We start from the raw sequence: 23,770 nt of genomic DNA on the forward strand, positions 1-23,770 counted from the left end.
TATGCTATATCCTATTTTTGATTATTTGGACTCAGTATTGGACATCCCGGGAACGGGGGTCTTCCGCTACATCTCCTTCAGGGCAGGGATGGCGGCGCTTTTTTCATTGATCATCACCATCACCTTTGGCCATAGGATTATCAATTGGATCAGAAACAAACAAATCGGGGAAACGGTCCGCGACTTGGGTCTCGAAGGACAGACCGCCAAAAAAGGAACACCTACCATGGGTGGACTGATGATCATGGCCGGTATCATTATTCCGACTTTGCTTTTTGCCAATATCAACAACGTCTACATCATCCTTCTCCTGATCACTACAGTTTGGTTAGGGACCATTGGATTTGTGGATGATTACATCAAAGTATTCAAAAAGAACAAAGACGGTCTAGCCGGAAGGTTCAAAATCGTAGGTCAGGTTACCATCGGGATTATCGTGGGTGCTACCCTTTACTTTCATGAGGATGTCGTGATCCGGGAATTTACCAATCCGGTTTCTATCGAGGAAGGCGTAGTCGAAACCCCGGCATTCAAAGATGTGAAAGTCGCAAAGACTACCATCCCTTTTGTCAAAAACAATGAACTGAACTACGAGACTTTCCTGGGTTTCATGGGGGAAAGCATCACTCCTGTGCTGTATATCCTTTTGGTGATTTTCATCATCACGGCCGTTTCCAACGGAGCCAATATCACCGACGGTATTGATGGATTGGCAGCGGGGACTTCTGCGATCATCGGACTGACGATTGCCATATTCGCATACGTTTCCGGCAACGCCATTTTCTCCCAATACCTCAATGTAATGTTCATCCCCAACTCAGGAGAGTTGGTGATTTTCTGTGCTGCATTTGTGGGTGCATGTGTCGGTTTCCTTTGGTACAATGCCTTTCCTGCACAGGTTTTTATGGGAGATACAGGAAGTTTGATGTTGGGTGGAGTGATCGCTGTCCTGTCCTTGACCTTGAGAAAAGAACTGTTGATTCCTATCCTTTGCGGGATTTTCTTGGTCGAAAACCTCTCTGTGATCATGCAGGTGAGCTATTTCAAATATACCAAAAGAAAATATGGAGAAGGCCGCAGGATATTCCTGATGTCTCCTTTACATCATCATTACCAGAAGAAAAATATCCATGAAGCCAAAATCGTAACCCGATTTTGGATCACAGGGATTCTTTTGGCTATCATCACTTTGGCAACATTGAAACTGAGATAAATGAAAAAACAGATAGCCATATTGGGTGCAGGCGAAAGCGGATTGGGAGCAGCATTGCTCGCCAAGAAGCATGGCTATGCGGTATGGGTATCTGATGCCGGGACCATCAGCGCATCCAGAAAACAAACCTTGACAGAGAACGGGATTGGTTTTGAAGAAGGAATGCATTCGGAGGAAAAAATCCTTTCTGCCGGCGAAATCATCAAGAGTCCCGGGATTCCGGAAAAAGTAGCCATTGTCCAAAAGGCTTTGGAAAAAGGAATTCCGGTAATCGATGAATTGGAATTCGCTTTCAGGTATTCCAAAGGAAAAGTAATCGCGATCACGGGTACAAACGGCAAAACCACGACTACGCTCCTGACTTATCACCTGCTCCAAAAAGGAGGTTTGAATGTAGGATTGGGAGGAAATGTAGGCGAAAGTTGGGCTGCACAATTGGTGGACGGAGACAAAGATTGGTGGGTATTGGAAGTCAGCAGTTTCCAGATTGACGGCTTCAAATCTCTGAAACCCTCAGTGGCGGTATTGACAAATATCACTCCTGACCATTTGGACAGGTACAATTATAAAATTGAAAATTATATCGCTTCCAAAGTCTCCCTGTTCAAAAATATGGATGAAAAGGATGCGGCAATTTATTGGCTTGACGACCAACTGATTAAATCAGGTTTTGAAAAAGTGAATTTGAAAGCAGATCGGTTACCATTTTCACTCAAAGAACCGCAAAACAAAGGCGGGTATTTTGATGGAAATGCCATCACGGTACAAGCCGTCGGAAAGAAATTAACAATAGACCCAAAAGATATTATCCTGAAAGGAACCCACAACATGCTCAACACCATGTGTGCCTCTTTGGCAGCAACATTGGCAGGCGTGTCGGAGCAAGCCATCAGGGAAGGATTGAAGGATTTCCAAAATGCGGCACACAGGATGGAACCGGTGGCTACTATCAAGGGAATTGCTTTTATCAATGACAGTAAGGGGACTAATGTCGATGCCACAGCCTACGCGCTTGACAGCTTCAAACAACCCCTGATTTGGATTGCCGGTGGAGTGGACAAAGGGAATGATTATGCAGCCCTATACCGGCTGACAGATGGAAAAGTAAAAATGCTGATCTGCCTCGGCGTGGATAATGAGAAGTTGAAAAAAGCATTTTCGGGAAGGATTCCTGAAATCAAAGAAACACAAAGTATCGCTGAGGCAGTGGCTTTGGGACTGGAATTTGGGAAGGAAGGCGATGTGGTTTTGCTTTCTCCGGCATGTGCAAGTTTCGACTTGTTCAAGAATTATGAAGACAGAGGAAATCAGTTTAAAGCCGCAGTGGCAGAATTAACCGCGACAGTGAAATGATGGAGAACATAAAAATATGGTTTGACAGAAATCTGAAGGGTGACCCGATCATTTGGGGCATCGTGATCATTCTTTCTGTCATCAGCATCGTGGTGGTTTATTCTGCCACGGGTTCTTTGGCATACAAATACACCGGAGGCAATACGGAAAAATACCTGATCGATCATTCTATGATGGTGCTTGCTGGCCTATTGGTCATGTGGGTTGCCCACAAAATACCATACAAGACTTATGGTCTTATCGGAAGGTTTCTGCTATTGGTATCCATCCCCCTTTTGTTATTCACATTCTTGTTTGGCTCTACTGTCAATGAAGCTAACAGGTGGATCACCATTCCTGTGATCAACAAAGCATTCCAACCTTCGGATATCGCAAAATTGGCATTGATTGCAACCTTGGCTTCTTTGCTCGCCAGAAAGCAAAAGAATATTGACGATTTCAGAAACGCCTTCCTTCCGATGATTGTAGTTATAGGTTTGGTTTCCGGCCTGATCGGATTGGCAAATATGTCAACGGCGGTTCTTTTACTGTCGACTTGTTTGTTACTGCTTTTCATTGGCCGAGTGCCGATGAAGTATATCCTGATGGTGGTTTTGGTTGGTGGATTATTCCTGACTACTTCGGTTTTCTTGGGACAAAGGGGAGGAACATTCTTTTCACGGATAGAAAAATTTGTTTCAGGGGATGAAATTCCTTTTCAGGCAGAGCAATCATTTATCGCCATTTCCACAGGAGGAATCACAGGCAAAGGTCCGGGAAAATCCGAACAGAGAAATACACTTCCGCATCCATATTCTGATTTCATCTATGCCATCATCATCGAGGAATACGGGATGGTTGGCGGTGCGACGGTATTGTTCCTTTATCTCGCGCTACTGTTCCGGGGAATGCGGATTGTCGCTTCCTCGACCAAGCCGTTTGGAGGATTGCTTTCGGCAGGACTGAGTTTCGCACTCGTGCTGCAGGCTATGGTCAACATGGCGGTTGCCGTGGGATTGGGCCCGATTACCGGTTTGCCATTGCCCTTGCTGAGTATGGGAGGGACATCATTGGTATTTACAGGATTTTCACTGGGAATCATATTGAGTGTAAGCAGGGGCGACCATCAGGAACAATTGGACAGCCCCTCCGAGGGAAGCAATAAAGTGAGGAAGACATTTCAAACAGCATAACAGAAAGTGGGAAATAGCACACCATATAGAATCATGATCAGCGGAGGAGGCACAGGAGGCCATATCTATCCGGCACTTGCGATCGCAAATGCCTGGATGGAAAAGCATCCTGATACGGAGATTCTATTTGTCGGTGCAGAAGGAAAGATGGAAATGCAAAAAGTCCCTGAAGCAGGATACCGGATCGAAGGACTCAAAGTAGCAGGATTGCAGCGAAGTCTCAGCCTTTCCAACCTCAGCTTTCCTTTCAAATTATTGGCAAGTCTGAACAAGTCCAAAGAACTTCTCAGAACATTCAAACCCAATGCCGTGGTCGGAGTCGGTGGCTATGCAAGCGGTCCACTCTTGTATTCTGCCCAAGGTAAAGGAATCCCGACATTGATTCAGGAGCAAAATTCCTATGCCGGATTGACCAACAAGATTTTGGCAAAAAAAGCAAAAAAGATCTGTGTGGCTTATCCGGGCATGGAGAAGTTTTTCCCTGCTGATAAGATCCAATACACCGGTAATCCTGTCCGCAAAGACATCCTTCATTTGGAGGGTAAAAAGGAAAAAGCATTCCGACACTTTGGATTGGAAGAAGGCAAGAAAGTCCTGTTGGTGTTGGGAGGAAGTCTTGGAGCGCGCACCATCAATCAGGCGGTATTGGCTGATATGGAAGGTCTCGAAAAAGAAGGCTACCAAGTTCTATGGCAAAGTGGGAAGTTTTATTTCTCCGAAATGTCGGAAAAAGTAAAGGCTTCCGGACTAAAACACATCCAAGTCCTTGAATTTATCAGGGAAATGGATTTGGCTTATGCGGCCGCAGATTTCGTGGTATCAAGGGCCGGAGCGCTTTCGGTTTCCGAACTCAGCCTTGTTGGGAAGCCGGTGGTATTTATCCCTTCTCCCAATGTGGCCGAAGACCATCAGACCAAAAATGCCATGGCCTTTGTGCAGGCAGATGCAGCGGTCCTATTGAAGGACAGCGAAGCAGTCGGGAAATTGAAATCGACAGTAAACCAACTCATGGCGGACGATAACAAAGTCCGGTCATTGGGTGAAAATATAAAGAAACTGGCCAAGCCAAAAGCAGCCGAAGAAATTGTAAAAGTATTGGAAAGCATCATTCAATGAATCTGAAAAACCTACATAGCGTCCATTTCCTTGGAATAGGTGGCATCGGCATGAGTGCTTTGGCGAGGTGGTTTAACCATGTCGGCATCAAAGTCTCCGGCTATGACCGTACTCCTTCTCCATTGACAGATGCATTGGTGGCAGAGGGAATGGAGATTGTGTTTGAAGATACTTTGGAAAATATCCCGTCAAGGATCCGCTATGACAAAGTCCATACTTTGGTCATTTGGACTCCGGCGATGCCAAAGGATTCTATTCAACTGAACTTCTTCCAAAACAACGGCTACAGCATCAAAAAAAGAGCTGCAGTTCTCGGGATGATCACTGCTGACCTTCCGACGATAGCCGTAGCGGGAACACATGGCAAGACGACAACTTCTTCCATGGTCGCTCACCTGCTTAAGTCAGGAGGAAAAAATATCGCTGCCTTTTTGGGTGGATTGACACAAAATTACAATTCCAACCTCATCCTCCATGACGAGGAAAGTGGAGACGCAACGGTGGTCGTTGAGGCAGATGAGTTTGACCGTTCTTTCCTCCACCTACATCCCAATGTGGCTGTGGTCACCAGTGCCGATCCCGACCATTTGGATATCTATGGAGATGATGCACAGATGATGGATGGCTTCAGGGCATTTATTGACCTGATTGCTGCCGACGGGTCATTGTATATCCATGCTAAGGCCTTCCAAAAACTCGGAGCTCCGACATCCAAATCGGTTACTGTAAAGCAATACGGAATCAACATCGGAGAGATCCAAGCCAAAAACATCGTGGCAGGACCTGCGGCTTTCACCTTCGATTATGTTAGTGGAGACAAAGAAATCAAGGGATTGAAGATGTACATGCCGGGATTTCACAATGTGGAAAATGCCCTGCCTGCCATTACGGTCGCTTTGGATTATGGCATAGAAGAACAAGCCGTCCGAGAAGGATTGGCAAGTTATAAAGGAGTAAAAAGAAGGTTTGAAATATGGGTTCAGGAAAAGGATAGGGTATTCATCGATGATTATGCCCACCATCCTGAGGAGATCCGCGCTTTTCTTTCATCTGTCAAAGCCATGTATCCTAACAAAAGGTTGACGGCAATTTTCCAGCCCCACCTTTTCACCAGGACCAGGGATTTTGCGGCAGGATTTTCAGAGAGTCTTTCTATCGCTGATGAAGTGGTGTTGCTGGAGATTTATCCGGCAAGGGAACTCCCTATCGAGGGAGTAAATGCAACGATGCTGTTGGAAGGAATCACTTCCGCCAAAAAATCCCTACAATCCAAAGAAGGATTGTTGGATTACCTCAAAGAGGTTAAGCCCGAGGTTTTGGTTACCATCGGTGCCGGAGACATTGACAGATTGGTGTCACCTATCGCAAACTGGATGAAAACGCTATGAAAAAGTTCAGGATCAAAAAATCGTTGATTTTCGCCGCTTTGACCTTGGTTCTGATCGGCTTTATAGGATTTGTGGAGAAAAAAGATTCTGAGAAAGTCTTCACCGGGATTGAAGTCAGGGTCAAAGGAATTGCAGATGTCTATTTCGTAAATGAAAAGGACATTTTAAAAAATATTCAGATTGAATTTCCGCTGATGCAAAATGGTGTATCCATGCAGGAAGTGGATTTGAATAAAATTGAAAAGAAGGTAGAGACTTATGCTTTTGTCCGCAATGCAGAAGTATTCGCAGACCCCAAAGGACATGTGATGGTTGAAATCACCCAGCATATCCCGATTGCAAGGATTGTGCGACCAAGTGCAGCGGACGGCTACATTTCTTCGGAAGGAAAAATATTACCTACATCCAATTCATACACCACCAGGGTGATGACGCTTGAGGGTGCTTACGCAGAAAGTCTTTTGAAGCTCGAGGATATTTCCGAAAGCCACAGCGACCTCATGGCAATGATCAATTTTATCAATGCCGATGAGTTTTGGAAAGCGCAGATCTCCGGGATGGATATTTCCCGAAAGACGGACATCAAACTTTACCAGCAGGTAGGCAAGCAGGTAATCGAGTTTGGGGAAGCCAAGGATTTAGAAGAAAAATTTGAAAAGATAAACCTGTTTTATGAAGAAATCATCCCCGCAAAAGGATGGAATGCATACAGCAGAGTGAGTGTAAAATATAAGGGCCAGATTGTTTGTGAATAATTGAAATCGCTATGGAAAATAACAAATTGATTGTAGGACTTGACATCGGAACCACCAAAATCTGCGCGATCATCGGTCGCAAAAACGAATTTGGAAAGTTGGAAGTTCTCGGCATGGGAAAGGCCGTATCCGACGGGGTCATCCGTGGTATCGTCACAAATATTGACAAAACTGTCAACGCCATCCAAAAGGCGATGCAGGATGCGTCAGACATGGCTGACGTGGATATTGTGGAAGTGATTGTCGGTATTGCCGGACAGCATATCCGCAGCACCATCCATCACGGTGTCATCATCCGTCAGCCCAATCAGGATGAAATCACTGTAGAGGATGTCAGGAGACTTTCCAACGACATGGAAAACATAGTCGTGCCTCCCGGAAATACCATCATCCATGTCATGCCACAAGATTACATTGTGGACTATGAAGATGGGATCAAAGATCCTGTCGGGATGTCCGGATCCAGATTGGAAGCTGATTTTCACATCATCACCGCACAAACAACAGCCATCAACAACATCAACCGCTGTGTAAAGCGTGCCAACCTCGTATCCCAAGACCTGATCTTGGAACCTTTGGCTAGTTCTCTGTCTGTACTTAGCGAGCAGGACAAAGAAGCCGGAGTTTGCTTGGTGGATATCGGAGGCGGCACTACAGACATTGCGATTTTCTACGACAATATCATCCGCCATACCGCGGTCATTCCTTTGGGAGGAAATATCATCACAGCCGATATCAAAGAAGGCTGTATGGTACTTCACCATCAGGCTGAATTGCTCAAAACCAAATTTGGTAAAGCCATTGCCGAAGAAGCCAATCCAAATGAAATCGTGTCCATACCGGGACTTCGCAACAGACAGCCTAAGGAGATTTCCATCAAAAACCTGGCAGCCATCATTCAGGCAAGGATGGAAGAAATCATTGAATACGTGCAGAATGAATTGGTAGCAAGCGGTCATTACAAGAAGCTAACCGGAGGTATTGTCCTCACAGGAGGCGGTTCACAGCTGCAGGGAGTTTCCCAACTCTTTGAATACATGACCGGACTCGATACCCGGATCGGCTATCCAAATGAACACTTGGGCAAATCCAAAATCGAGGAAGTGAAAAGTCCGATGTACGCCACTTCAGTAGGATTGGTTTTAGCAGGATTCAAGTCTCTTGACGAAAGGGAAAACCTTTACAGACTAAGAAAGGAAAGCGTGAACAATAACACACAAAAAGTACAGGCCAAACCTGTAAAAACAGAATTTGGCCCGAACATTTTCTCTAGCATAGGTAAGAAACTGAAGGATATCATCACCAATGATATTCATGATGACAATAATTACTAGGGCTTATCATACTAGGGAGGTAGAAGATTTTGTCTTCTACTTCCCTTTCAATACAAAAACCATACTAAAAAGGAAAACAAATTCACCAATAGATAAAAAATGTCAGATAACATGAAAGATTACAAATTTGATCTTCCAAAAAACCATAAATCAATCATCAAAGTGATTGGTGTTGGAGGAGGTGGTTCCAATGCTGTGAACCATATGTACAACCAAGGAATCAAGGACGTGGAGTTCGTCGTGGTCAACACAGACGCACAGGCTTTGAAAAGCAGTCCGGTTCCTTTGAGGCTTCAATTAGGTGCAAATCTAACCGAAGGACTAGGTGCAGGTGCCAATCCTGAAAAAGGGAAAAGCGCTGCATTGGAAAGCAAAGAGGATATCAGGGAATTGCTTTCAGACAATACCAAGATGGTATTCATCACTGCCGGCATGGGTGGTGGTACAGGTACAGGTGCTGCACCGGTGATCGCCAAGATCGCCAAGGACATGGACATCCTTACCGTGGGTATCGTTACCGCTCCTTTTGTATTTGAAGGAAGAAAGAAAATGATCGCCGCACAGCAGGGCATCGAAGCTTTGAAAGAAAGCTGCGATACAGTATTGGTTATCCTCAATGACAAACTGAGAGAAATCTATGGCAACCTTGCCATCCGTTCGGCATTTGCCAAAGCCGATAACGTGTTGACAACTGCCGCCAAGTCTATCGCCGAAATCATAACCATCCATCAGGATGTCAACGTGGATTTCGAAGATGTGAAAACAGTCATGAAAAATGCCGGTGCTGCCGTGATGGGTTCTGCTACCGAAGAAGGTGAAGGACGTGCCATCCGTGCAGCCGAAAAAGCCATTGCTTCTCCGTTGTTGAACAACGTAGATATCAAAGGCGCACAGAAAATATTGCTTTCTATCATGTCCGGTGAGGACGACGAGCTCTCCATGGACGAGTTGAGCGAAATCACCGAATACATCCAGGAAAGAGCCGGTGACGATGCCGAGGTGATCTTCGGTCAGGGTATTGACTCTGAACTGAGCAAAGGAATCCGTGTTACCGTCATTGCCACAGGTTTTGAAATGGACAGATTGACTACAGCTTCTCCTTCAGGTAAGAAAGAAGAAGTGGTTGTTGCCGCTGTCATGGAAGAAGATACCAGCAAAAAAGTAATCGACCTCGAATCAGGCAAAACTTCCAAAGTAGAGGAAGATGCCACTCCGGCACCGGGTCAGACTTTCACCTTTACTTTCAACAAGCCTTTGTTTACTCCGGCCAATGAAAGTAAGCCTGAAGAAATCAAGCCAAAAGTGGAAGTTCCTGCCCCTGTATTTGAAAAAGAAGAAGAGATGGAAATGGAACCTCAGTTTGAGTTTGTTCCTGCCAAGTCTGAGTCTAAGAAAGTGATTTTTGAATTGAATACCGAAGAAGAAATCACAGAGGAATTGCCAAAGGCAGAAGAAAAAGTGGAAGAGAAGCCCGCACACAGCAATGATTATTATGAACAGTTAAAATTGAAAGCGATCCAAAGGGCGCATGAGCGTTTTGAAAAGCTGAAAAGCATCAAGACTTATAATCAGAACCCTGAGGAATTCAAAGATAAATTAGAGACCCCCGCTTACCTCAGAAAAGAAGTAAAATTGGCTGATGTGCAGCACAGTTCTGAGAGAAGCATATCAAGGTACAACCTGACTGACGAAAATGAGTTTCTGAAGAACAACAGGTTTTTGCATGACAATGTTGATTAACTCTAAAAGTTAATCAACATTTCTGCCTGGGTATGTAGTAATTCCATGTACAGCCTGTTGGTGAGCAGGTTATCTGACATATTGTCCTCGATCTTGGCTAGTTTGGGCTTGAGGGCAAGTACATTCATACCTACGTAGTGGAAGATGTCGGTGAGGTGGCTCAAAGCGATGCCACCCCCGCCTATTCCAGATGAAATGCCGACCAAGGCACATTTTTTATTACGGAAAGAGTTGGGATAAGTCATCCCGTCTATAAATCCTTTCAAGATCCCGGGGAAAGAACCGTTGTATTCCGGTACGACGAAGACAAATTTCGTCCCTTCTTTGACTTTTTGGTGAAAGCTATTGTAGCCCTCGTTTTTGCCGTTGTTATGGTAAAGGGCCGAAAAAATAAAATCATGCGGCAAATCTTCCAATAATAAAATCTCCGATGGCGTATCCATATTGGCCAAAAGATCCTGATATATCAATGCTATTTTTTTTGAGACGGAATTTCTGCGGTTGGTACCGACGATGATCTTGATCATGCAAAAGGTGCTTTCTGTTGATTTGAGGTAAATACAATCTAGAAAGTCAATAAGTTTCAGGAATGTTTAAAAATCAAAGGCGGTATTTCACACAAAGGCACAAAGACGACAAAGATTGACGTTTCCCGCAAAGTCAGCAAAGACGGATATAAATACCTCTCGCAAAGACGCGAAGCCGCAAAGAAAAGGATGAAGGCTGAGAGCTGACAGACTTTTTTGGAACAAACATCTATCGTCAAATTAATAAACCCGAGAAAGATTCTATTATTTTGAAATACCATTCACTTTTTTGATATTACTTTTAGTTTTACAAAACTTAATCATCGGGTATTTTTAAAAAAGTCTTCCAAATATGGAGTTAAAGAAGGTTCTCTTGCTACCATCCTATTTAATGAAGGTCAATAATCAATGGAAGAAACTTCAAGCTATGCAATCGCTTTATTCGGAAAAAAAATGGCTAGAATCCATCGCCTTGGCCAATGAAATGGTCAATTCTATGGAAGATGATTTTTATGGGTTCTATTATCGCGGTTTATGCAATTTTCAGCTTAAATTTTTCGAAGAAGCAATTGAAGATTTTAAACGGGCCATTGCCAATGCCGAAAAGAACAAGTTCCCCAAAGTGATGCAAGAATCTATTTTTGACTGTAATCTTCGAATCGCTATGGTTCACAGGGTTCAAAGGAATTATGATCTTGCTCTTGAATTAATTAATTCAGCCATTAAATTATTTCCTGATTCCATAGATGGGCATATTTTGAAGGCACAAATTTACCAAGATTTAGGAAGGACAATTGATGCACTTGACTGTATCAACAGCGGCTTGATTGTGAAACCTAAAAATTCTGATTTGTTGACATTCAAGGATAATCTGGTATATCAATATTCAAGGGAACAAAATGAAAAAAGAAACGGCACTGAAATTTAAAAAAAACTAGCTGGGGGATTAAAAGAGTGGAATAATAAGTCCTACCAAGTCGCAGCATCTAAGATTGGGACTAAAGATCAGGGAGGGGCTAAAAAATAACTTAAACTTATGGAATGGTATAATTTGATTTTCTTTCATGTATTTAAATTCTATTTTAAGGACGGAAATTATAAAAATGATGTACCGTGGTTTACTGCTGCAAGTTTAATTTCGACTTCATTTTGGGTTTATTTTTTTAGCAGTACGATAATTATAACTAGTTTATTTAATCTTGATGGATTCCAAACAGAAAATAGGCCTATATTTATTTCATCTGGCTTTATTTTTCTTTTTGCTAACATTTTTTGGTTTAAAGGCAGTGATAGGTACTTAAAAATTTATAAAAAATATAGAAATTCACCTCAAGATATAGGGATAATTAGTATTATTTCCTGGGTTATTGTAATTGGGGGATTTCTATCATTACCAATAATTCTTTTCCTATAGAAAAGTTCAATATTCTACAAAGTAACCCCTCCCATTTCAGAACTACTCCTTACCGCCGGCAGAGAGAATTTGGTTTACCTAGAAATTGATCTCAAAAGAAACATTTGGCGTAATTCCCATCAGGGGCACATAAGTAGTCGCAAGAATTTGATCCCTGTTGTTCCTCCTATCTCGGGGAGCGACCACTGAAACCTTGGTGTCGAGAATATTTTCTCTGTTGTAGAGGTTAAAAATACCCAAAGAAACATTGGCTCTGGACTTGCCGAGATCTAGAAAATACCTCGCACTTACATCCAACCTATGGTATGCCGGCAATCTTTCGCCATTCCGTTCAGGAATCTGTAACTGAATTATCTGAGGGCCATTTTGGGAATTTGATGGCCTGGTGACAACCTCCTCAAAGGAGGAAAACGGCTTTCCTGAACCATAAATCCAAGTAGCCGAAAACTCAAAATTCTTGAATGCATATACCCCAAACCAATTGATCTCGTGACGCTGATCGTGGTCTGCAAAAAAGGCCCTTCCCTGATTTATCCTTGGAAATGTATATTTAACCTGAGACAGGGTATAGGTCACCCAACTTGAAAAATTTCCCAAATCTCTTTTGACCATCATTTCCACTCCTTTAGCTACCCCGTCTCCTGAAGTGAAAATCCTGTTTTGGTCTTCAAATTGGGTAATCAGACTCCCATTTCTAAACGCGTATTCCATCAATCCCTCAAAGTTTTTTTGGAAAAAACTCAAAGTGAAAAGATTTTTGTTTACAGCATATTCAATCCCCAACAAGCCATGCCAAGCTAGCTGGACCGGAACATTCTTGCCATTGGCCAAAATCCAGAAATCACGGCTTCCCTCCAGGACATTCTTGGTATTGGATTGGTTGATAAACTGGTTATAAATTCCTGTCGCTCCCTTTAATTGAAGTGACTCATTAAGCTTATGGATAAATGAAAATCTGGGCTCAAAATAAATTTTACCCGTGGTAGAGAAATAGCTGCTGCGAAGTCCCGGAGAGATGGAGAAGCTAGGGCTCAGGATAAAAGTCCCTTGTAAATAATGTGCCAAAAGGTATTCGTTTAGCTCGGATTTGTCTACCAACAAGGAATCATTTGCCACATATTTCAGCTGATTGTTATACAGAGAACCTGATATTCCTGTTTCGATGGTGCTCGAATTTCCAAGAGTCCATTCATGATCGAGTTTGATGGAAAAATCCTCGATGTTATTGAGCTGATCCTGTGATGCTACATTTTGGAAATTACCCTGACCGGATGATTTGATTTCAGAAGTTGCGATTTCCTGAAAAGTACTTTCATAAAATGAATAAGAAATAAGGGCACTTGAATGGTTGGTGCTGTTCCATTGCCTGGAAAAATTCAGGGAGGTTCCCACGTTTCCCCAATTTATTACCCCCAGCTTTTTTGTTGACACTGAAAGGGTGTCTCTAAAATTTACCTGTGAATTTTCCGTATAGTTCAGCAGGTCATTGCTGTCATAAAAGCTAAATGAAATTTGATTTTTGGCGCCTACTTTGGAAGATATTTTGAAGTTGATATCTGAATAGTAAAAATCAGGTTTTACCTCGGATTGGATCGTCCGCGGGAATAAAGGGCCCCGCGGGCCTTCAGTTATGCTGCTCTCGAAGATGGAAAAAATATCCTCAAACAGCGAAGAAGACCACACATCAGTGTAAGACCTTATACCCGAAAAGAATAAAGTGGCGCCTTTGTCTGACAAGGGAACTTCCAGGGAGGTGTTGACGCTGAGCAAATTAAAACCCAAAGAACCTTTTGTCTCATTTCGGTTGCCATCCTTTCCCGAAATATCGACCACACTTGACGCCCTACCACCATACTTTGCTTCAAAACCGCCTTTGTAAAGTCTCAAAGACTTGATGGCATAAGGATTAAAAGCACTGAAGTACCCAAAAAAATGGTCAACGTGATAGACGGTGAATCCATCGAATAAAAACAGATTCTGGTTGTTGGTCCCGCCATTGATATTGAGTCCGGAAGAAATTTCATTGGTCGCATTTACGCCGGGCAATAACTGAAGAGATCTCAATACATCCACCTCTCCCACGGAAGGAGTCTGCCTCGCATTGATGGGGTTGTAAGTGATTTTGCCCGCCTGACCTCCAGTGCTGAAATGGTCAATTTCCTGATCTGCAATAATGTATTCTGCCAGCTCTGTCACCTTGGCTTTTAGCCCAATCTGTAATCTTTTATGTTGGTTTTGTTCGCTGAGTACGAGAACAGTATCCTGATATCCAAGATAGGAAACTCGGATCTTGTTGATTTTTCTGGTATCAGAAATGAAAAAATAGCCCTCCTCATTTGACAGAAAGTTCGTTTGGTTTTCCTCATTCCAAACAGCCGCGTAAGGTAAGTTTTCACCTGTCATGGCATCACTGATGACTCCTGAAAATTCAGAGAGAGCAGGCGGTTCATTTTGCTGTTGCTTCTGCTTTTTGATGATGATGGTATTCTCATCTATAAGTTCAAAGCTGAGGTTTGTATTTTCCAAAATCTTCACAAAGGCTTCCTCAATCGAAAGATTCTGGATGCTTACATTGACCAAAACATCCCGGACATTTTTGTCACTGAAAGCGACCTTGAGTCGGTAGTTTCTTTTCAAAACCTGAATGGCGTCTTTGAGAGGAACATTTCTAAATTCCTCATTGACCACAGTTGCCCGATTTGCCAACGTGACATTGGTAATTAGAAGAAAAAAAAGGACAGGAAAGAGGGTTTTCAGCATGCGGGTTTTCGATGATTGAAACTCATTTTGTTGTTGAAACAACAAGCCCTAAGGGAAGCAGACATCAGTATTTTGGATTTAGATGATATTTTGATCTGTTGGTTTATTTGGTAAATGTAAATTCCAATGAATTGCCCTTGCGGACGTACTGTAATCCCAAAGGTTCACAAACCAATTTGAGTGCTTTGTCCAGGTCCTTATTGTCGAAGTAGCCTGTATATTTTTGATTTCTTAATTCCTCAGGAAACGAGATTTCAAGGTCAAATTGTCTTTCTAATTCTGAGATGACATCTTCAACATTCTCCTCTTCAAAATAAAATTCACCTTTGAGCCATGTGGGGCTTGTTGGAGAGGAAAGGGAATAAGACTGCAGATCAGATTGGTTTATAGCCACCCCATCACCCGGTAAGAGCATCACTTTTTTCTGGGTGGCATTGGAAGTGACCGCTACCTTGCCGCTGAGGCATTCCACTTCATATTTTCCCGGACGGGAATAAATATTAAAGCTCGTGCCCAGGATTTGAGTCGTTCCTAAAGTGGAATAGATTTCGAATTTTTCACCTTTTTGGATTTCAAAGAATCCTTCTCCCTCAAAGATTACTTTTCTACTGAAATTCCATAAAAATTTATTGTAAGCGATTCTGGAATCAGCATTCATATGGACGATAGATCGGTCAGGCAATTCCACTTTTTCAAATGCCATTTTGCCCACTTCGACAGTTACTTCATTGAATGCGATCAGGGCATAAAGGGAAATGACAATTAAGGTCAATGAGGCTGCGATTTTATAGACAATGTGAATTGGTTTTTTGTTGTCAGCTAGGGGATTTAGGATTCGGGTTTTGGACTCCAAAGGAAGCGCCTGATCAAGCAAATCCATCATGTTTGATACGGCATCATCATTTGGCTTTTCCTCAGTAGGATAAGATTGTAACTTGTCTTTAATTATTTTATCAAACTTTTCCATTTTTCTTTAATTGGATTTTTCCAAAATTGCCCGCTTTAATTTTGATCTTGCAATGGACAGGTTGGATTTTGAAGTCCCTTCAGAAATCCCGAGTTTCTCTGCGATTTCATGATGCTTGAATCCTTCCATGACATAGAGGTTGAAGGTTATTTTATAGGAAGGTGAAAGACCTTGAACCAGCGCCATTATTTCCTCTGCCGAAAGCGCTTCCAATGCATCTTCAGATCCGCTTGACACATCGTATGCCTGATCGATATCATCCTGGAAGTAATGTTTTTTATTCTTTCTGAAATGATCTATGGCCGTATTGACAAAAATCCTGTTCATCCATGCTTTGATTTCCAGTTCAGGATTGTAGGCTTCTATGTTGGTAAATACCTTCAAAAAGCCATCATTGATCATTTCTTCGGCTTCGGCCCTGGAGTGGGAATACCTCAGACAAATACTCATGGCAAAGCCATAATATTTCCTATAAAACGCTGCTTGTGCATTTCTCTGGTTGGACTTGCATCCCAAAATCAAGTGCTTTTCCTCTTCTGTCATTCGAAATGTTGAAATGACTCCGGGAACATTTCGACCCCCGGAGTCAAAGCCAAACCAAATATATACTTATCCTTTATGCATTCCACAGGTTTTCAATTCAATAAACTCGCCGCTTTCATCAAAAATCAAAGCGCCTACGCCGGCCACCAAGACATGAATTTCAACTTCTCCTTTTCTCGTACCCTTGCGTGCCCTTAATATTTCATTGTCGGGATAATTCTCCGCGATGTAGGAAGTAATGCTTTCAGGAAGGTCTTCAATTTCAATTTTTTGGAAATTTGGGCAGATCCTAACCGGTTTTTCCCTCAATTTCAAAAACACCCCATCTGCATCGAAAATCACGATCCCTATTTCCTTGACAAGGACATGGTATTGATTCAGCGCCTCCCTCTCAATGAAAATGACCTTAATTATTTCATTTTCTGAGTAATTTTCCCTCAAGTATTCTTTAGCAGCATCCGGCAAATCGTCAGGGTCGATAACATTTGGCTTAGGTCCATCTTCTCCCGGCTTTCTCGGAGGACGGCCAAAGCCACCTCTTCTCCTGTGTCTTCCTTCGCAGTCCACTTCCGCGCCATCTTCCCCGAATGCTTGGATCCGGCCATTTTCGGAAAACACCAAATTCATCTGATTGGTGAGATTCGCTTCAAATGAAACTTCCTTTCCGTCGGTAATCCGAAAAGCGGAAGTTACCACCTCTCCTTCAAAATTTTCTGCAATAAAAGTCGTGGCGGATAAAGGAAGGTCAACCTCGGTTATTTCAGTGACTGTTAAATCCTCTCCTGGCAATCCTTCTTCCTGTTGGCATCCACTTATAATTCCCATAAAAATGGAAGCCATTAAAATTTTCTTTAACATGTTGTTTTCAGTTTTGTGGAACATAAAATTTTTGAATTTGAACCATTACGGAAGGTACTTGGGAAATGGTTGGTTGGGTTGTAAAAAATATTTTTCTCTGGTATAATTTTAAATCAACCGGAGTTTTAATCCGACTCCGTATTTTCATTCGAAAACGCTTTCAGGTTAATTGGAATCTTATATCTCAATTTTTTCTATTCCTTATTTTTGTCAGACTGGGTTAGGTTTCCAATAACTCAAGAATTCCTACCTTGGGGAAATTTTAAAATATGAATTCAGCATCCACTCTTTCGTATTCAGAGCAAATCGATTTTGCTTTTGACTATATCAAAAAATTATATCCCAAAACTCCTCAAGTGGGTATTATTCTAGGCACCGGATTGGGACAATTGATCCAAAATATTGAGATTGAATTGGAAGTGTCCTATGATACAATACCATTTTTCCCTGTTTCCACGGTAGAAAGCCATAAAGGAAAATTGATTTTTGGGAAGTTATCCGGAAAATCTGTCGTCGCCATGCAGGGAAGATTTCATTATTATGAAGGTTATTCCATGAAGGAAGTGACCTTTCCGGTGCGAGTGATGAAAAAATTGGGGATCGGACATCTTTTTGTCTCCAACGCGGCAGGAGGTTTAAATCCTGATTACAACATCGGAGAACTCATGATCATCAATGACCATATTGATCTTTTTCCCGAAAACCCCCTCCGAGGCAAAAACCTTGATACATTTGGGGTGAGGTTTCCGGATATGTCCGAACCCTATGACCTGTCTTTGGTCAAAATAGGGATGGAAATCGCAGCTGCAAATGGGCTAATCGTCCATCAGGGAGTTTATGCGGCTGTGCAGGGCCCAAATCTCGAAACCAAAGCCGAATACAAATACCTCAGGACGATCGGTGGTGATGCCATCGGTATGAGTACGATTCCAGAAGTCATCGTAGCGAGACATATGGAATTGCCTGTTTTTGCCATATCCGCAATTACAGACCTTTGCTCTCCCGGAAAGGTCAGGAAAATCAGCCTTGCGGAAGTCTTAGCGGGGGCTGCCAAGGCCGAACCGGGCATGAGTCTGATCATCAGGGAATTGGTAAAATCACTTTGACATTGACTATCTGATTCACTCAATGCTATGATAAAAGAACAGGCTGCAGTTGATTTTTTGAAATCAAAGAATATCGAATTCCCCGAGACTGCCATCATCTTGGGTTCAGGTCTTGGAGGATTGGTGGATGAAATCGACATTGAGAAAAGGATTCCTTACTCGCAGATTCCCCACTTTCCTGTTGTGACCGTCGAAGGTCATGGTGGGGATTTGATTTTTGGAGATTTGGAAGGTGTAGCCGTTTTGGCAATGAACGGTCGCTTCCATTATTATGAAGGTTACGACATGGCAGATGTGGTTTTTCCCATGCGGGTGATGAAGTTGATGGGGATCAAAAGATTGGTCATCACCAATGCTGCCGGGGGATTAAACGAAGATTTTGAAGTAGGGGATTTGATGCTCATTGAAGATATGATCAGTCTGCTCCCGGAAAATCCCTTGCGAGGAAAAAACAGTGAAGAGTTTGGTCCGAGGTTTCCTGATATGAGCGAACCATTTGATCTGGACTGGTTGGAAAAGGCAAAGTCCGCGGCCATTAGATTGGGGGTCAAGCTAAGAACCGGAACATATATCGGATTGCAGGGGCCAAAGCTGGAAACCAAGGCTGAGATCAGGTATTGTAGAATTATAGGGGGAGATGCTGTCGGGATGAGTACGGTGCCTGAGGTTATTGCAGCCAACCATATGGGCTTAAAAGTTTTGGGGATATCAGTGATAACCAATGAAAGTATTCCAAAAGTTGCCAAAGAATTTACCCATGCTGACGTTGTGGCTACTGCAAATAAAGCGGGAAAGAAGTTGGTGGAGTTAGTGAAAAATATTTTATAATTAAAGTATAGATCAGGTTTACTACAAACGCAAAAAGGCTTCTTGTCATCACAGGAAGCCTTTTTATATAAATTTATCTTCGATCAAACAGTCATGATCTCATGTTCTTTCTTCACAAGAAGTTCATCTATTTTGGCGGAATAACTATCCGTGAATTTTTGGACCGAATCTTCCGCTCTTTTGATTTCATCCTCAGATGCTCCTTCTTTCTGAAGTTTTCGCAGTGATTCGTTTGTTTCTTTCCTTACGGTTCTGATAGAAATTTTTCCTGATTCACATTCGTTTTTTGCTTGCTTTACCAGGTTTTTTCTCCTCTCCTCCGTCATAGGTGGAATAGTCAGGATGATGATTTCTCCGTTGTTTTGGGGAGCAAGGCCAAGGTCAGAGTTGATGATAGATCTTTCGATTTCATTGATCAGGTTTCTTTCCCATGGCTTGATGGTGAGGGTTCTCGCATCCGGAGTCGTCACTGAAGCTACTTGCTGAAGTGGCGTCGGAGAGCCGTAATAAGCGACCATGATTCCATCCAATAGGTTAGGCATTGCTTTACCGGCCCTGATTTTTAACAGTTCAGCAACTGTGTGGTTGACCGCTTTTTGCATCAATTCTTTGGCTTCTTCCAGGTACAGCTGAATTTCTTCCATAGTTTTGTCTGTATTAGTTTGAAGTGATTAATGTTCCGATATCTTCTCCGATGACAATTTTGTCAAGATTGCCAGGTTTGTTCATGTCAAAAACGATGATCGGCAAGTTGTTTTCCTGACAGAGGGTAAACGCCGTCATGTCCATGATATTGAGGTTTTTTTCGTAAGCTTCCTGATAGGAAAGCGAACTGTATTTGGTTGCGTTTTTGTCTTTTTCAGGATCTGCTGTATAGACTCCATCTACCCGGGTTCCTTTAAGGACCACATCAGCTTCGATTTCTATTGCCCTTAAAGCTGCGGTCGAGTCAGTAGTAAAATACGGGTTGCCGATACCTGCTCCGAAAATGACAATTCTGCCTTTTTCCAGGTGACGGATTGCTCTTCTCCTGATAAATGGCTCGCATACACTTTCAACTTTGATACCTGACATCAATCTGGTGTACATGCCTCCCTGCTCAAGTGCGCTTTGAAGAGCCATTGCATTGATCAATGTGGCAAGCATTCCCATGTAATCACCCTGAACCCGGTCGATTCCGGCATTTTCTGCTTGAACTCCTCTAAAAATATTGCCTCCTCCGATGACAATTGCGATTTCTACTCCCAAGTCCTTGACTCTTCGGATTTCTTGGGCATATTGTTCAAGTCTTTTGGAGTCAATCCCGTAGTTTTTTTCTCCCATCAGCGCCTCTCCGCTTAGTTTCAGCAATATCCTTTTGTACTTCATTGTTGGTTTTTAAATGTGAAAAAGAGCTAACTCAATCAGGTTGGTAAATTGATAAATCCGACAAATATAAAGCCTTCCATTAGAAATCTAAACCCATGACTTCTTAAAATTGGATCAGGACCTGATTTTTCTCCACGCTTTGTCCTTTTTTTATTTTGATGGCTTTGACGGTTCCGTCTCCGGGGGATTTCAAGATGTTCTCCATTTTCATGGCTTCTAGAATCAGGACTGCATCTCCTTTTTTTACCTCATCACCTTCTTTGACTTTGATATCAAATATAAGCCCGGGCATAGGAGCTTTTATTTCCTTGGCAGTTTGACTCTTTAGGTTGTTCATTCCAAGTTTTTCCAGCAAGAGGTCAAATTTATCTTTGATCGTTACCTCACAGAGTTTGTTGTTAAGTTTGAGTTTTACTGTTTTGGTTTCTGCATCCAGACTGACCAATTCCAGGTTGAATGATTGACTATTGTAGAGGACATGGTAGTGTCCGGCACGGATTTCAGAAATATCCCAATCAAGAATATTTCCGTTTACAGCTACAGTTTCTTTTGATTTTTCTACCTCAAAAACCGAATTCTTGATACTAACTGAATACATTTCCTTTATTTTGCGCTAAATATACAATTAATCTTTAAAAAGCATTTTCATGGTATTCAATAAACCCAAGGCACTTTTCGCAATTTCAGTTTTCTTGATTTGGTCATGTCAAAGTTCCAAACCTGTAGCGGATCAGGAGCTCCAAAAGGTTATTGAGACCACCAATGAGGCAATTGAAGATCCTGTTTCAATCGACTCTTCCTCAATCAAAGCTTTGATTCCGGCACTGGAAAATAAGATTGCTGCCTATAGAGCATCTGACACGAGGCATTTTGACCTGTTGCATACTGCTTTGGATTTGTCATTTGACTACCAGAAAGAATGGGTAAATGGAGTTGCTGTCCTTACCTTGAAACCCTATTTTTATCCCCAAAACCAACTTTTCCTTGATGCACAAGACTTTGATATCCATGTTTTTTCTTTGATAACTAAAGGAAAGGAAAGTGAGTTGAATTTTCGCTATGATGGACAGATTGTCACGGCTTATTTGCCACAGGCCTACACTGCCAAAGACACGATCCAAGTCAGGATAAAATATACTGCCAAACCAAATGAGAATCCCGAATTGGGAAGTGCAGCCATTACCGATACCAAAGGGCTTTACTTTATTAATCCCCGAGGAGAAGACCCAAATAAGCCCACACTTATTTGGACGCAGGGGGAGACCGAACATAACTCAAAGTGGTTTCCGACTATTGATTCTCCCAATGAAAGGATGACACAAGAAATCCGAATGACGGTTGATAAAAAATACAGGACAATCAGTAACGGTCTTTTGAAATCAAGTAAGGAAAATGCAGATGGGACGAGAACTGATCATTGGGTGATGGACTTGCCACATGCACCGTATTTGGCGGCGGTGGTTGTTGGGGACTATGTAGAGATCAAAGACGAATGGGAAGGAATGCCTGTGAGGTATTATGTTGAAAAAGAATTTGAAGAAGGAGCTAAGATGGTATTCCAAAATACACCGGAGATGATCGGATTTTTCTCCAAAATCCTTGGAGTCAGGTATCCTTGGCAAAAATATGATCAGGTTGTGGTCCGGGATTTTGTCTCTGGGGCAATGGAAAACACTACCATTTCAGTTTTCATGGAAGAACTTAATCTTGATGCAAGGGCAGCCATTGATTCAGAATGGGACGGAATCATTGCACATGAGCTGTTTCACCAATGGATAGGAGATTACGTCACCAATGAATCATGGGCAAACCTGACATTGAATGAAGCCTTTGCCAACTATTCAGAATATCTTTGGTATGAATACAAAAACGGGAAAGATGATGCCGACATGCACCATATATCCGAAATGGAAATGTATTTTGAAGAATCTCAAGAAAAACAGGTTGACCTGATCAGGTTTTACTATGACAATTCAGAAGACATGTTTGACAGTCATTCCTATGCAAAAGGCGGACGAATTCTCCATATGCTTAGGAGACATATCGGGGATGAGGCATTTTTTGAAGCTATTAGGCTTTATTTGACCAAACATTCGTTTTCAAGTGTTGAAGTGCATGACCTAAGAATGGCCTTTGAGACGGTTACAGGTCAGGACCTGAACTGGTTTTTCAATCAGTGGTTTTTAGCTTCAGGCCATCCTAATTTGGAATATGAGGTAGATTACAGTCAGCCTGAAAATCTCCTACTGACCGTTTCACAAAAACAAGACCTGACTTCTACACCCCTTTACAAGATTCCGTTCAAAGTGAGCTGGTATTATGATGGAAAGAGATATGAAAAAGAATTGGTCTTGGACAAGGCTTGGCAGCAGTTTGCAATAGAAAACAAAGTTCCTTTGACCCATTTGTATGTGGATGAAGCCTTGGAGTTATTGGCGCAAAAAAAATCCTCTAGAGGAGCTGATCATTTCAAAAAGCAGTTCAGTATTTCAAATTTGGGAGTATCAAGATTCGAAGCATTGGACAGTTTGGCTAATTCATATGCAGATGATCCCGAAGTAGCTTCCTTGGTAGGAAGAGCATTGAATGATTCTTTTTGGGCAATTAGGGAAGCTGCAATCATGCATATTGCCCAGCATCCTGAATGGCTTTTGGAGATTTCCGGTCTTGAACAGCGGTTATTGGAATTAGCAGAGTCAGATCCGAAAAATACCGTGAAACAGGGAGCTATTGAAATGCTAAGCTTGATTGATCCGGATAAGTACGCACCATACTTTCTGAAATGGATGGAACAACCTTCCTATTATGTGGCAGGCGCTGCTTTGGCTGCTTATTTGGAAAATGAAAACAATGCGGATAGAGAAAGCATAGCAATAAGATTTGAATCTGAGAAAAACATCAGATTATTGGTTCCGGTAGCCGAATATTATATTACAAATTTGGTGGAGGGTAAATCTGACTGGTTTCACAATAACCTAAGCGCGCAAAGTGGGCAGTCACTTTATTATTTCCTCGGATATTACAGCGAATATTTTGTACAAAATCCTGGAGAAGGAACCGAGAAAGCAATTAATAATTTATATGCCATTGCAAAAGATAACACCTCCAATTATGTCAGGATTGGGGCCTTTATGGGATTATTTGGATTCATAGATGAGCCGGGAGTATTGGATAAAGCAAAAGAATTGTTTTCTCTTGAAAAGGATGAATTAGCCAAAAGGTATGAGGAATTTTTCCTCTCTCAATACCTTGAAAAAAATTAAATCATTGATTTTTATGTGATTAATGCAGGCATTCAAAAAATACTTTGAAATTTTCAGGCATAATT

General features: G+C 42.2%; 20 protein-coding genes. 12 read left to right on the top strand and 8 right to left on the bottom strand.

The features are described from left to right. Position 1: 1 nt before the first annotated feature. The 8 genes from mraY to ftsZ all read left to right on the top strand — a co-directional run bounded on the left by mraY (position 2) and on the right by ftsZ (position 10,071). Positions 2–1,213 carry a phospho-N-acetylmuramoyl-pentapeptide-transferase gene (gene mraY / locus NK987_RS06745; protein ID WP_259263236.1) on the top strand — a complete coding sequence of 404 codons (1,212 nt, stop codon included), beginning with the start codon at positions 2–4 and terminating at the stop codon, positions 1,211–1,213. Further along, positions 1,214–2,566 (top strand): UDP-N-acetylmuramoyl-L-alanine--D-glutamate ligase, encoded by a 1,353-nt coding sequence (gene murD / locus NK987_RS06750; protein ID WP_259263237.1) that lies wholly within the window; start codon positions 1,214–1,216, stop codon positions 2,564–2,566. After that, positions 2,566–3,738, top strand: a complete 1,173-nt coding sequence (locus tag NK987_RS06755; protein WP_259263425.1) for an FtsW/RodA/SpoVE family cell cycle protein — start codon at positions 2,566–2,568, stop codon at positions 3,736–3,738. The genes murD and NK987_RS06755 overlap by 1 nt, the downstream gene beginning before the upstream one ends. Positions 3,739–3,744: 6 nt before the next feature. Continuing rightward, positions 3,745–4,854 carry an undecaprenyldiphospho-muramoylpentapeptide beta-N-acetylglucosaminyltransferase gene (gene murG / locus NK987_RS06760; protein WP_259263238.1) on the top strand — a complete coding sequence of 370 codons (1,110 nt, stop codon included), beginning with the start codon at positions 3,745–3,747 and terminating at the stop codon, positions 4,852–4,854. Further along, positions 4,851–6,242 carry a UDP-N-acetylmuramate--L-alanine ligase gene (gene murC / locus NK987_RS06765; protein WP_259263239.1) on the top strand — a complete coding sequence of 464 codons (1,392 nt, stop codon included), beginning with the start codon at positions 4,851–4,853 and terminating at the stop codon, positions 6,240–6,242. The genes murG and murC overlap by 4 nt, the downstream gene beginning before the upstream one ends. Continuing rightward, positions 6,239–6,997, top strand: a complete 759-nt coding sequence (locus tag NK987_RS06770; RefSeq protein WP_259263240.1) for a cell division protein FtsQ/DivIB — start codon at positions 6,239–6,241, stop codon at positions 6,995–6,997. The genes murC and NK987_RS06770 overlap by 4 nt, the downstream gene beginning before the upstream one ends. A gap of 11 nt (positions 6,998–7,008) precedes the next feature. After that, positions 7,009–8,331: a cell division protein FtsA gene (gene ftsA, locus NK987_RS06775; protein WP_241128038.1), complete on the top strand. Its 1,323-nt coding sequence runs from the start codon at positions 7,009–7,011 to the stop codon at positions 8,329–8,331. Between the two features lie 111 nt (positions 8,332–8,442). Beyond that, a complete protein-coding gene (gene ftsZ / locus NK987_RS06780) occupies positions 8,443–10,071 on the top strand; it encodes a cell division protein FtsZ (protein ID WP_259263241.1) in 1,629 nt (542 codons plus the stop codon). Between the two features lie 2 nt (positions 10,072–10,073). On the opposite strand, the gene NK987_RS06785 is transcribed toward ftsZ, so the two are convergent. Beyond that, entirely contained in the window at positions 10,074–10,598 is a 525-nt protein-coding gene (locus NK987_RS06785; protein WP_259263242.1) for an NADPH-dependent FMN reductase, read from the bottom strand. A 496-nt stretch (positions 10,599–11,094) separates the two neighbouring features. Here NK987_RS06785 and NK987_RS06790 point away from each other — a divergent pair, with 496 nt between their 5' ends. Beyond that, entirely contained in the window at positions 11,095–11,526 is a 432-nt protein-coding gene (locus NK987_RS06790; RefSeq protein WP_259263243.1) for a tetratricopeptide repeat protein, read from the top strand. A gap of 564 nt (positions 11,527–12,090) precedes the next feature. Here the strand turns inward: NK987_RS06790 and NK987_RS06795 are convergent. From NK987_RS06795 to NK987_RS06810, 4 genes are all read right to left on the bottom strand, one after another. After that, a complete protein-coding gene (locus tag NK987_RS06795; RefSeq protein WP_259263244.1) occupies positions 12,091–14,772 on the bottom strand; it encodes a TonB-dependent receptor in 2,682 nt (893 codons plus the stop codon). A 103-nt stretch (positions 14,773–14,875) separates the two neighbouring features. Next, entirely contained in the window at positions 14,876–15,739 is an 864-nt protein-coding gene (locus tag NK987_RS06800; RefSeq protein ID WP_259263245.1) for a FecR family protein, read from the bottom strand. Between the two features lie 6 nt (positions 15,740–15,745). Then, the gene (locus NK987_RS06805) at positions 15,746–16,282 is read right to left on the bottom strand and encodes an RNA polymerase sigma factor (RefSeq protein ID WP_259263246.1); all 537 of its coding nucleotides are present in this window, start codon (positions 16,280–16,282) and stop codon (positions 15,746–15,748) included. Positions 16,283–16,348: 66 nt separating this feature from the next. Continuing rightward, positions 16,349–17,140: a PepSY-like domain-containing protein gene (locus NK987_RS06810; protein WP_259263247.1), complete on the bottom strand. Its 792-nt coding sequence runs from the start codon at positions 17,138–17,140 to the stop codon at positions 16,349–16,351. 269 nt (positions 17,141–17,409) lie between these two features. On the opposite strand from NK987_RS06810, the gene NK987_RS06815 reads away from it, so the two are divergent. Next, entirely contained in the window at positions 17,410–18,246 is an 837-nt protein-coding gene (locus NK987_RS06815; protein WP_259263248.1) for a purine-nucleoside phosphorylase, read from the top strand. Between the two features lie 27 nt (positions 18,247–18,273). Continuing rightward, positions 18,274–19,074 (top strand): purine-nucleoside phosphorylase, encoded by an 801-nt coding sequence (locus tag NK987_RS06820; RefSeq protein WP_259263249.1) that lies wholly within the window; start codon positions 18,274–18,276, stop codon positions 19,072–19,074. 83 nt (positions 19,075–19,157) lie between these two features. Here NK987_RS06820 and frr read toward each other — a convergent pair whose 3' ends face one another. The 3 genes from frr to NK987_RS06835 all read right to left on the bottom strand — a co-directional run bounded on the left by frr (position 19,158) and on the right by NK987_RS06835 (position 21,040). After that, positions 19,158–19,718 carry a ribosome recycling factor gene (gene frr / locus NK987_RS06825; protein WP_259263250.1) on the bottom strand — a complete coding sequence of 187 codons (561 nt, stop codon included), beginning with the start codon at positions 19,716–19,718 and terminating at the stop codon, positions 19,158–19,160. A gap of 13 nt (positions 19,719–19,731) precedes the next feature. Beyond that, the gene (gene pyrH / locus NK987_RS06830) at positions 19,732–20,442 is read right to left on the bottom strand and encodes a UMP kinase (protein ID WP_258422840.1); all 711 of its coding nucleotides are present in this window, start codon (positions 20,440–20,442) and stop codon (positions 19,732–19,734) included. 103 nt (positions 20,443–20,545) lie between these two features. Beyond that, a complete protein-coding gene (locus NK987_RS06835; protein WP_259263251.1) occupies positions 20,546–21,040 on the bottom strand; it encodes an acyl-CoA carboxylase biotin carboxyl carrier protein subunit in 495 nt (164 codons plus the stop codon). Positions 21,041–21,089: 49 nt separating this feature from the next. On the opposite strand from NK987_RS06835, the gene NK987_RS06840 reads away from it, so the two are divergent. Beyond that, entirely contained in the window at positions 21,090–23,705 is a 2,616-nt protein-coding gene (locus NK987_RS06840; protein WP_259263252.1) for a M1 family metallopeptidase, read from the top strand. The last annotated feature ends 65 nt before the right edge of the window (positions 23,706–23,770 follow it).

Source organism: Aquiflexum gelatinilyticum (assembly GCF_024813435.1).
Taxonomy (GTDB): Bacteria; Bacteroidota; Bacteroidia; order Cytophagales; family Cyclobacteriaceae; genus Cognataquiflexum; species Cognataquiflexum gelatinilyticum.

Excerpts from the sequence above, each read along its gene's own strand:
- mraY (WP_259263236.1), top strand. The coding sequence starts at position 2 with ATGCTATATCCTATTTTTGATTATTTGGACTCAGTATTGGACATCCCG.
- murD (WP_259263237.1), top strand. The coding sequence starts at position 1,214 with ATGAAAAAACAGATAGCCATATTGGGTGCAGGCGAAAGCGGATTGGGA.
- NK987_RS06755 (WP_259263425.1), top strand. The coding sequence starts at position 2,566 with ATGGAGAACATAAAAATATGGTTTGACAGAAATCTGAAGGGTGACCCG.
- murC (WP_259263239.1), top strand. The coding sequence starts at position 4,851 with ATGAATCTGAAAAACCTACATAGCGTCCATTTCCTTGGAATAGGTGGC.
- NK987_RS06770 (WP_259263240.1), top strand. The coding sequence starts at position 6,239 with ATGAAAAAGTTCAGGATCAAAAAATCGTTGATTTTCGCCGCTTTGACC.
- ftsA (WP_241128038.1), top strand. The coding sequence starts at position 7,009 with ATGGAAAATAACAAATTGATTGTAGGACTTGACATCGGAACCACCAAA.
- ftsZ (WP_259263241.1), top strand. The coding sequence starts at position 8,443 with ATGAAAGATTACAAATTTGATCTTCCAAAAAACCATAAATCAATCATC.
- NK987_RS06785 (WP_259263242.1), bottom strand. The coding sequence starts at position 10,598 with ATGATCAAGATCATCGTCGGTACCAACCGCAGAAATTCCGTCTCAAAA.
- NK987_RS06790 (WP_259263243.1), top strand. The coding sequence starts at position 11,095 with ATGGAAGATGATTTTTATGGGTTCTATTATCGCGGTTTATGCAATTTT.
- NK987_RS06795 (WP_259263244.1), bottom strand. The coding sequence starts at position 14,772 with ATGCTGAAAACCCTCTTTCCTGTCCTTTTTTTTCTTCTAATTACCAAT.
- NK987_RS06800 (WP_259263245.1), bottom strand. The coding sequence starts at position 15,739 with ATGGAAAAGTTTGATAAAATAATTAAAGACAAGTTACAATCTTATCCT.
- NK987_RS06805 (WP_259263246.1), bottom strand. The coding sequence starts at position 16,282 with ATGACAGAAGAGGAAAAGCACTTGATTTTGGGATGCAAGTCCAACCAG.
- NK987_RS06810 (WP_259263247.1), bottom strand. The coding sequence starts at position 17,140 with ATGTTAAAGAAAATTTTAATGGCTTCCATTTTTATGGGAATTATAAGT.
- NK987_RS06815 (WP_259263248.1), top strand. The coding sequence starts at position 17,410 with ATGAATTCAGCATCCACTCTTTCGTATTCAGAGCAAATCGATTTTGCT.
- NK987_RS06820 (WP_259263249.1), top strand. The coding sequence starts at position 18,274 with ATGATAAAAGAACAGGCTGCAGTTGATTTTTTGAAATCAAAGAATATC.
- frr (WP_259263250.1), bottom strand. The coding sequence starts at position 19,718 with ATGGAAGAAATTCAGCTGTACCTGGAAGAAGCCAAAGAATTGATGCAA.
- pyrH (WP_258422840.1), bottom strand. The coding sequence starts at position 20,442 with ATGAAGTACAAAAGGATATTGCTGAAACTAAGCGGAGAGGCGCTGATG.
- NK987_RS06835 (WP_259263251.1), bottom strand. The coding sequence starts at position 21,040 with ATGTATTCAGTTAGTATCAAGAATTCGGTTTTTGAGGTAGAAAAATCA.
- NK987_RS06840 (WP_259263252.1), top strand. The coding sequence starts at position 21,090 with ATGGTATTCAATAAACCCAAGGCACTTTTCGCAATTTCAGTTTTCTTG.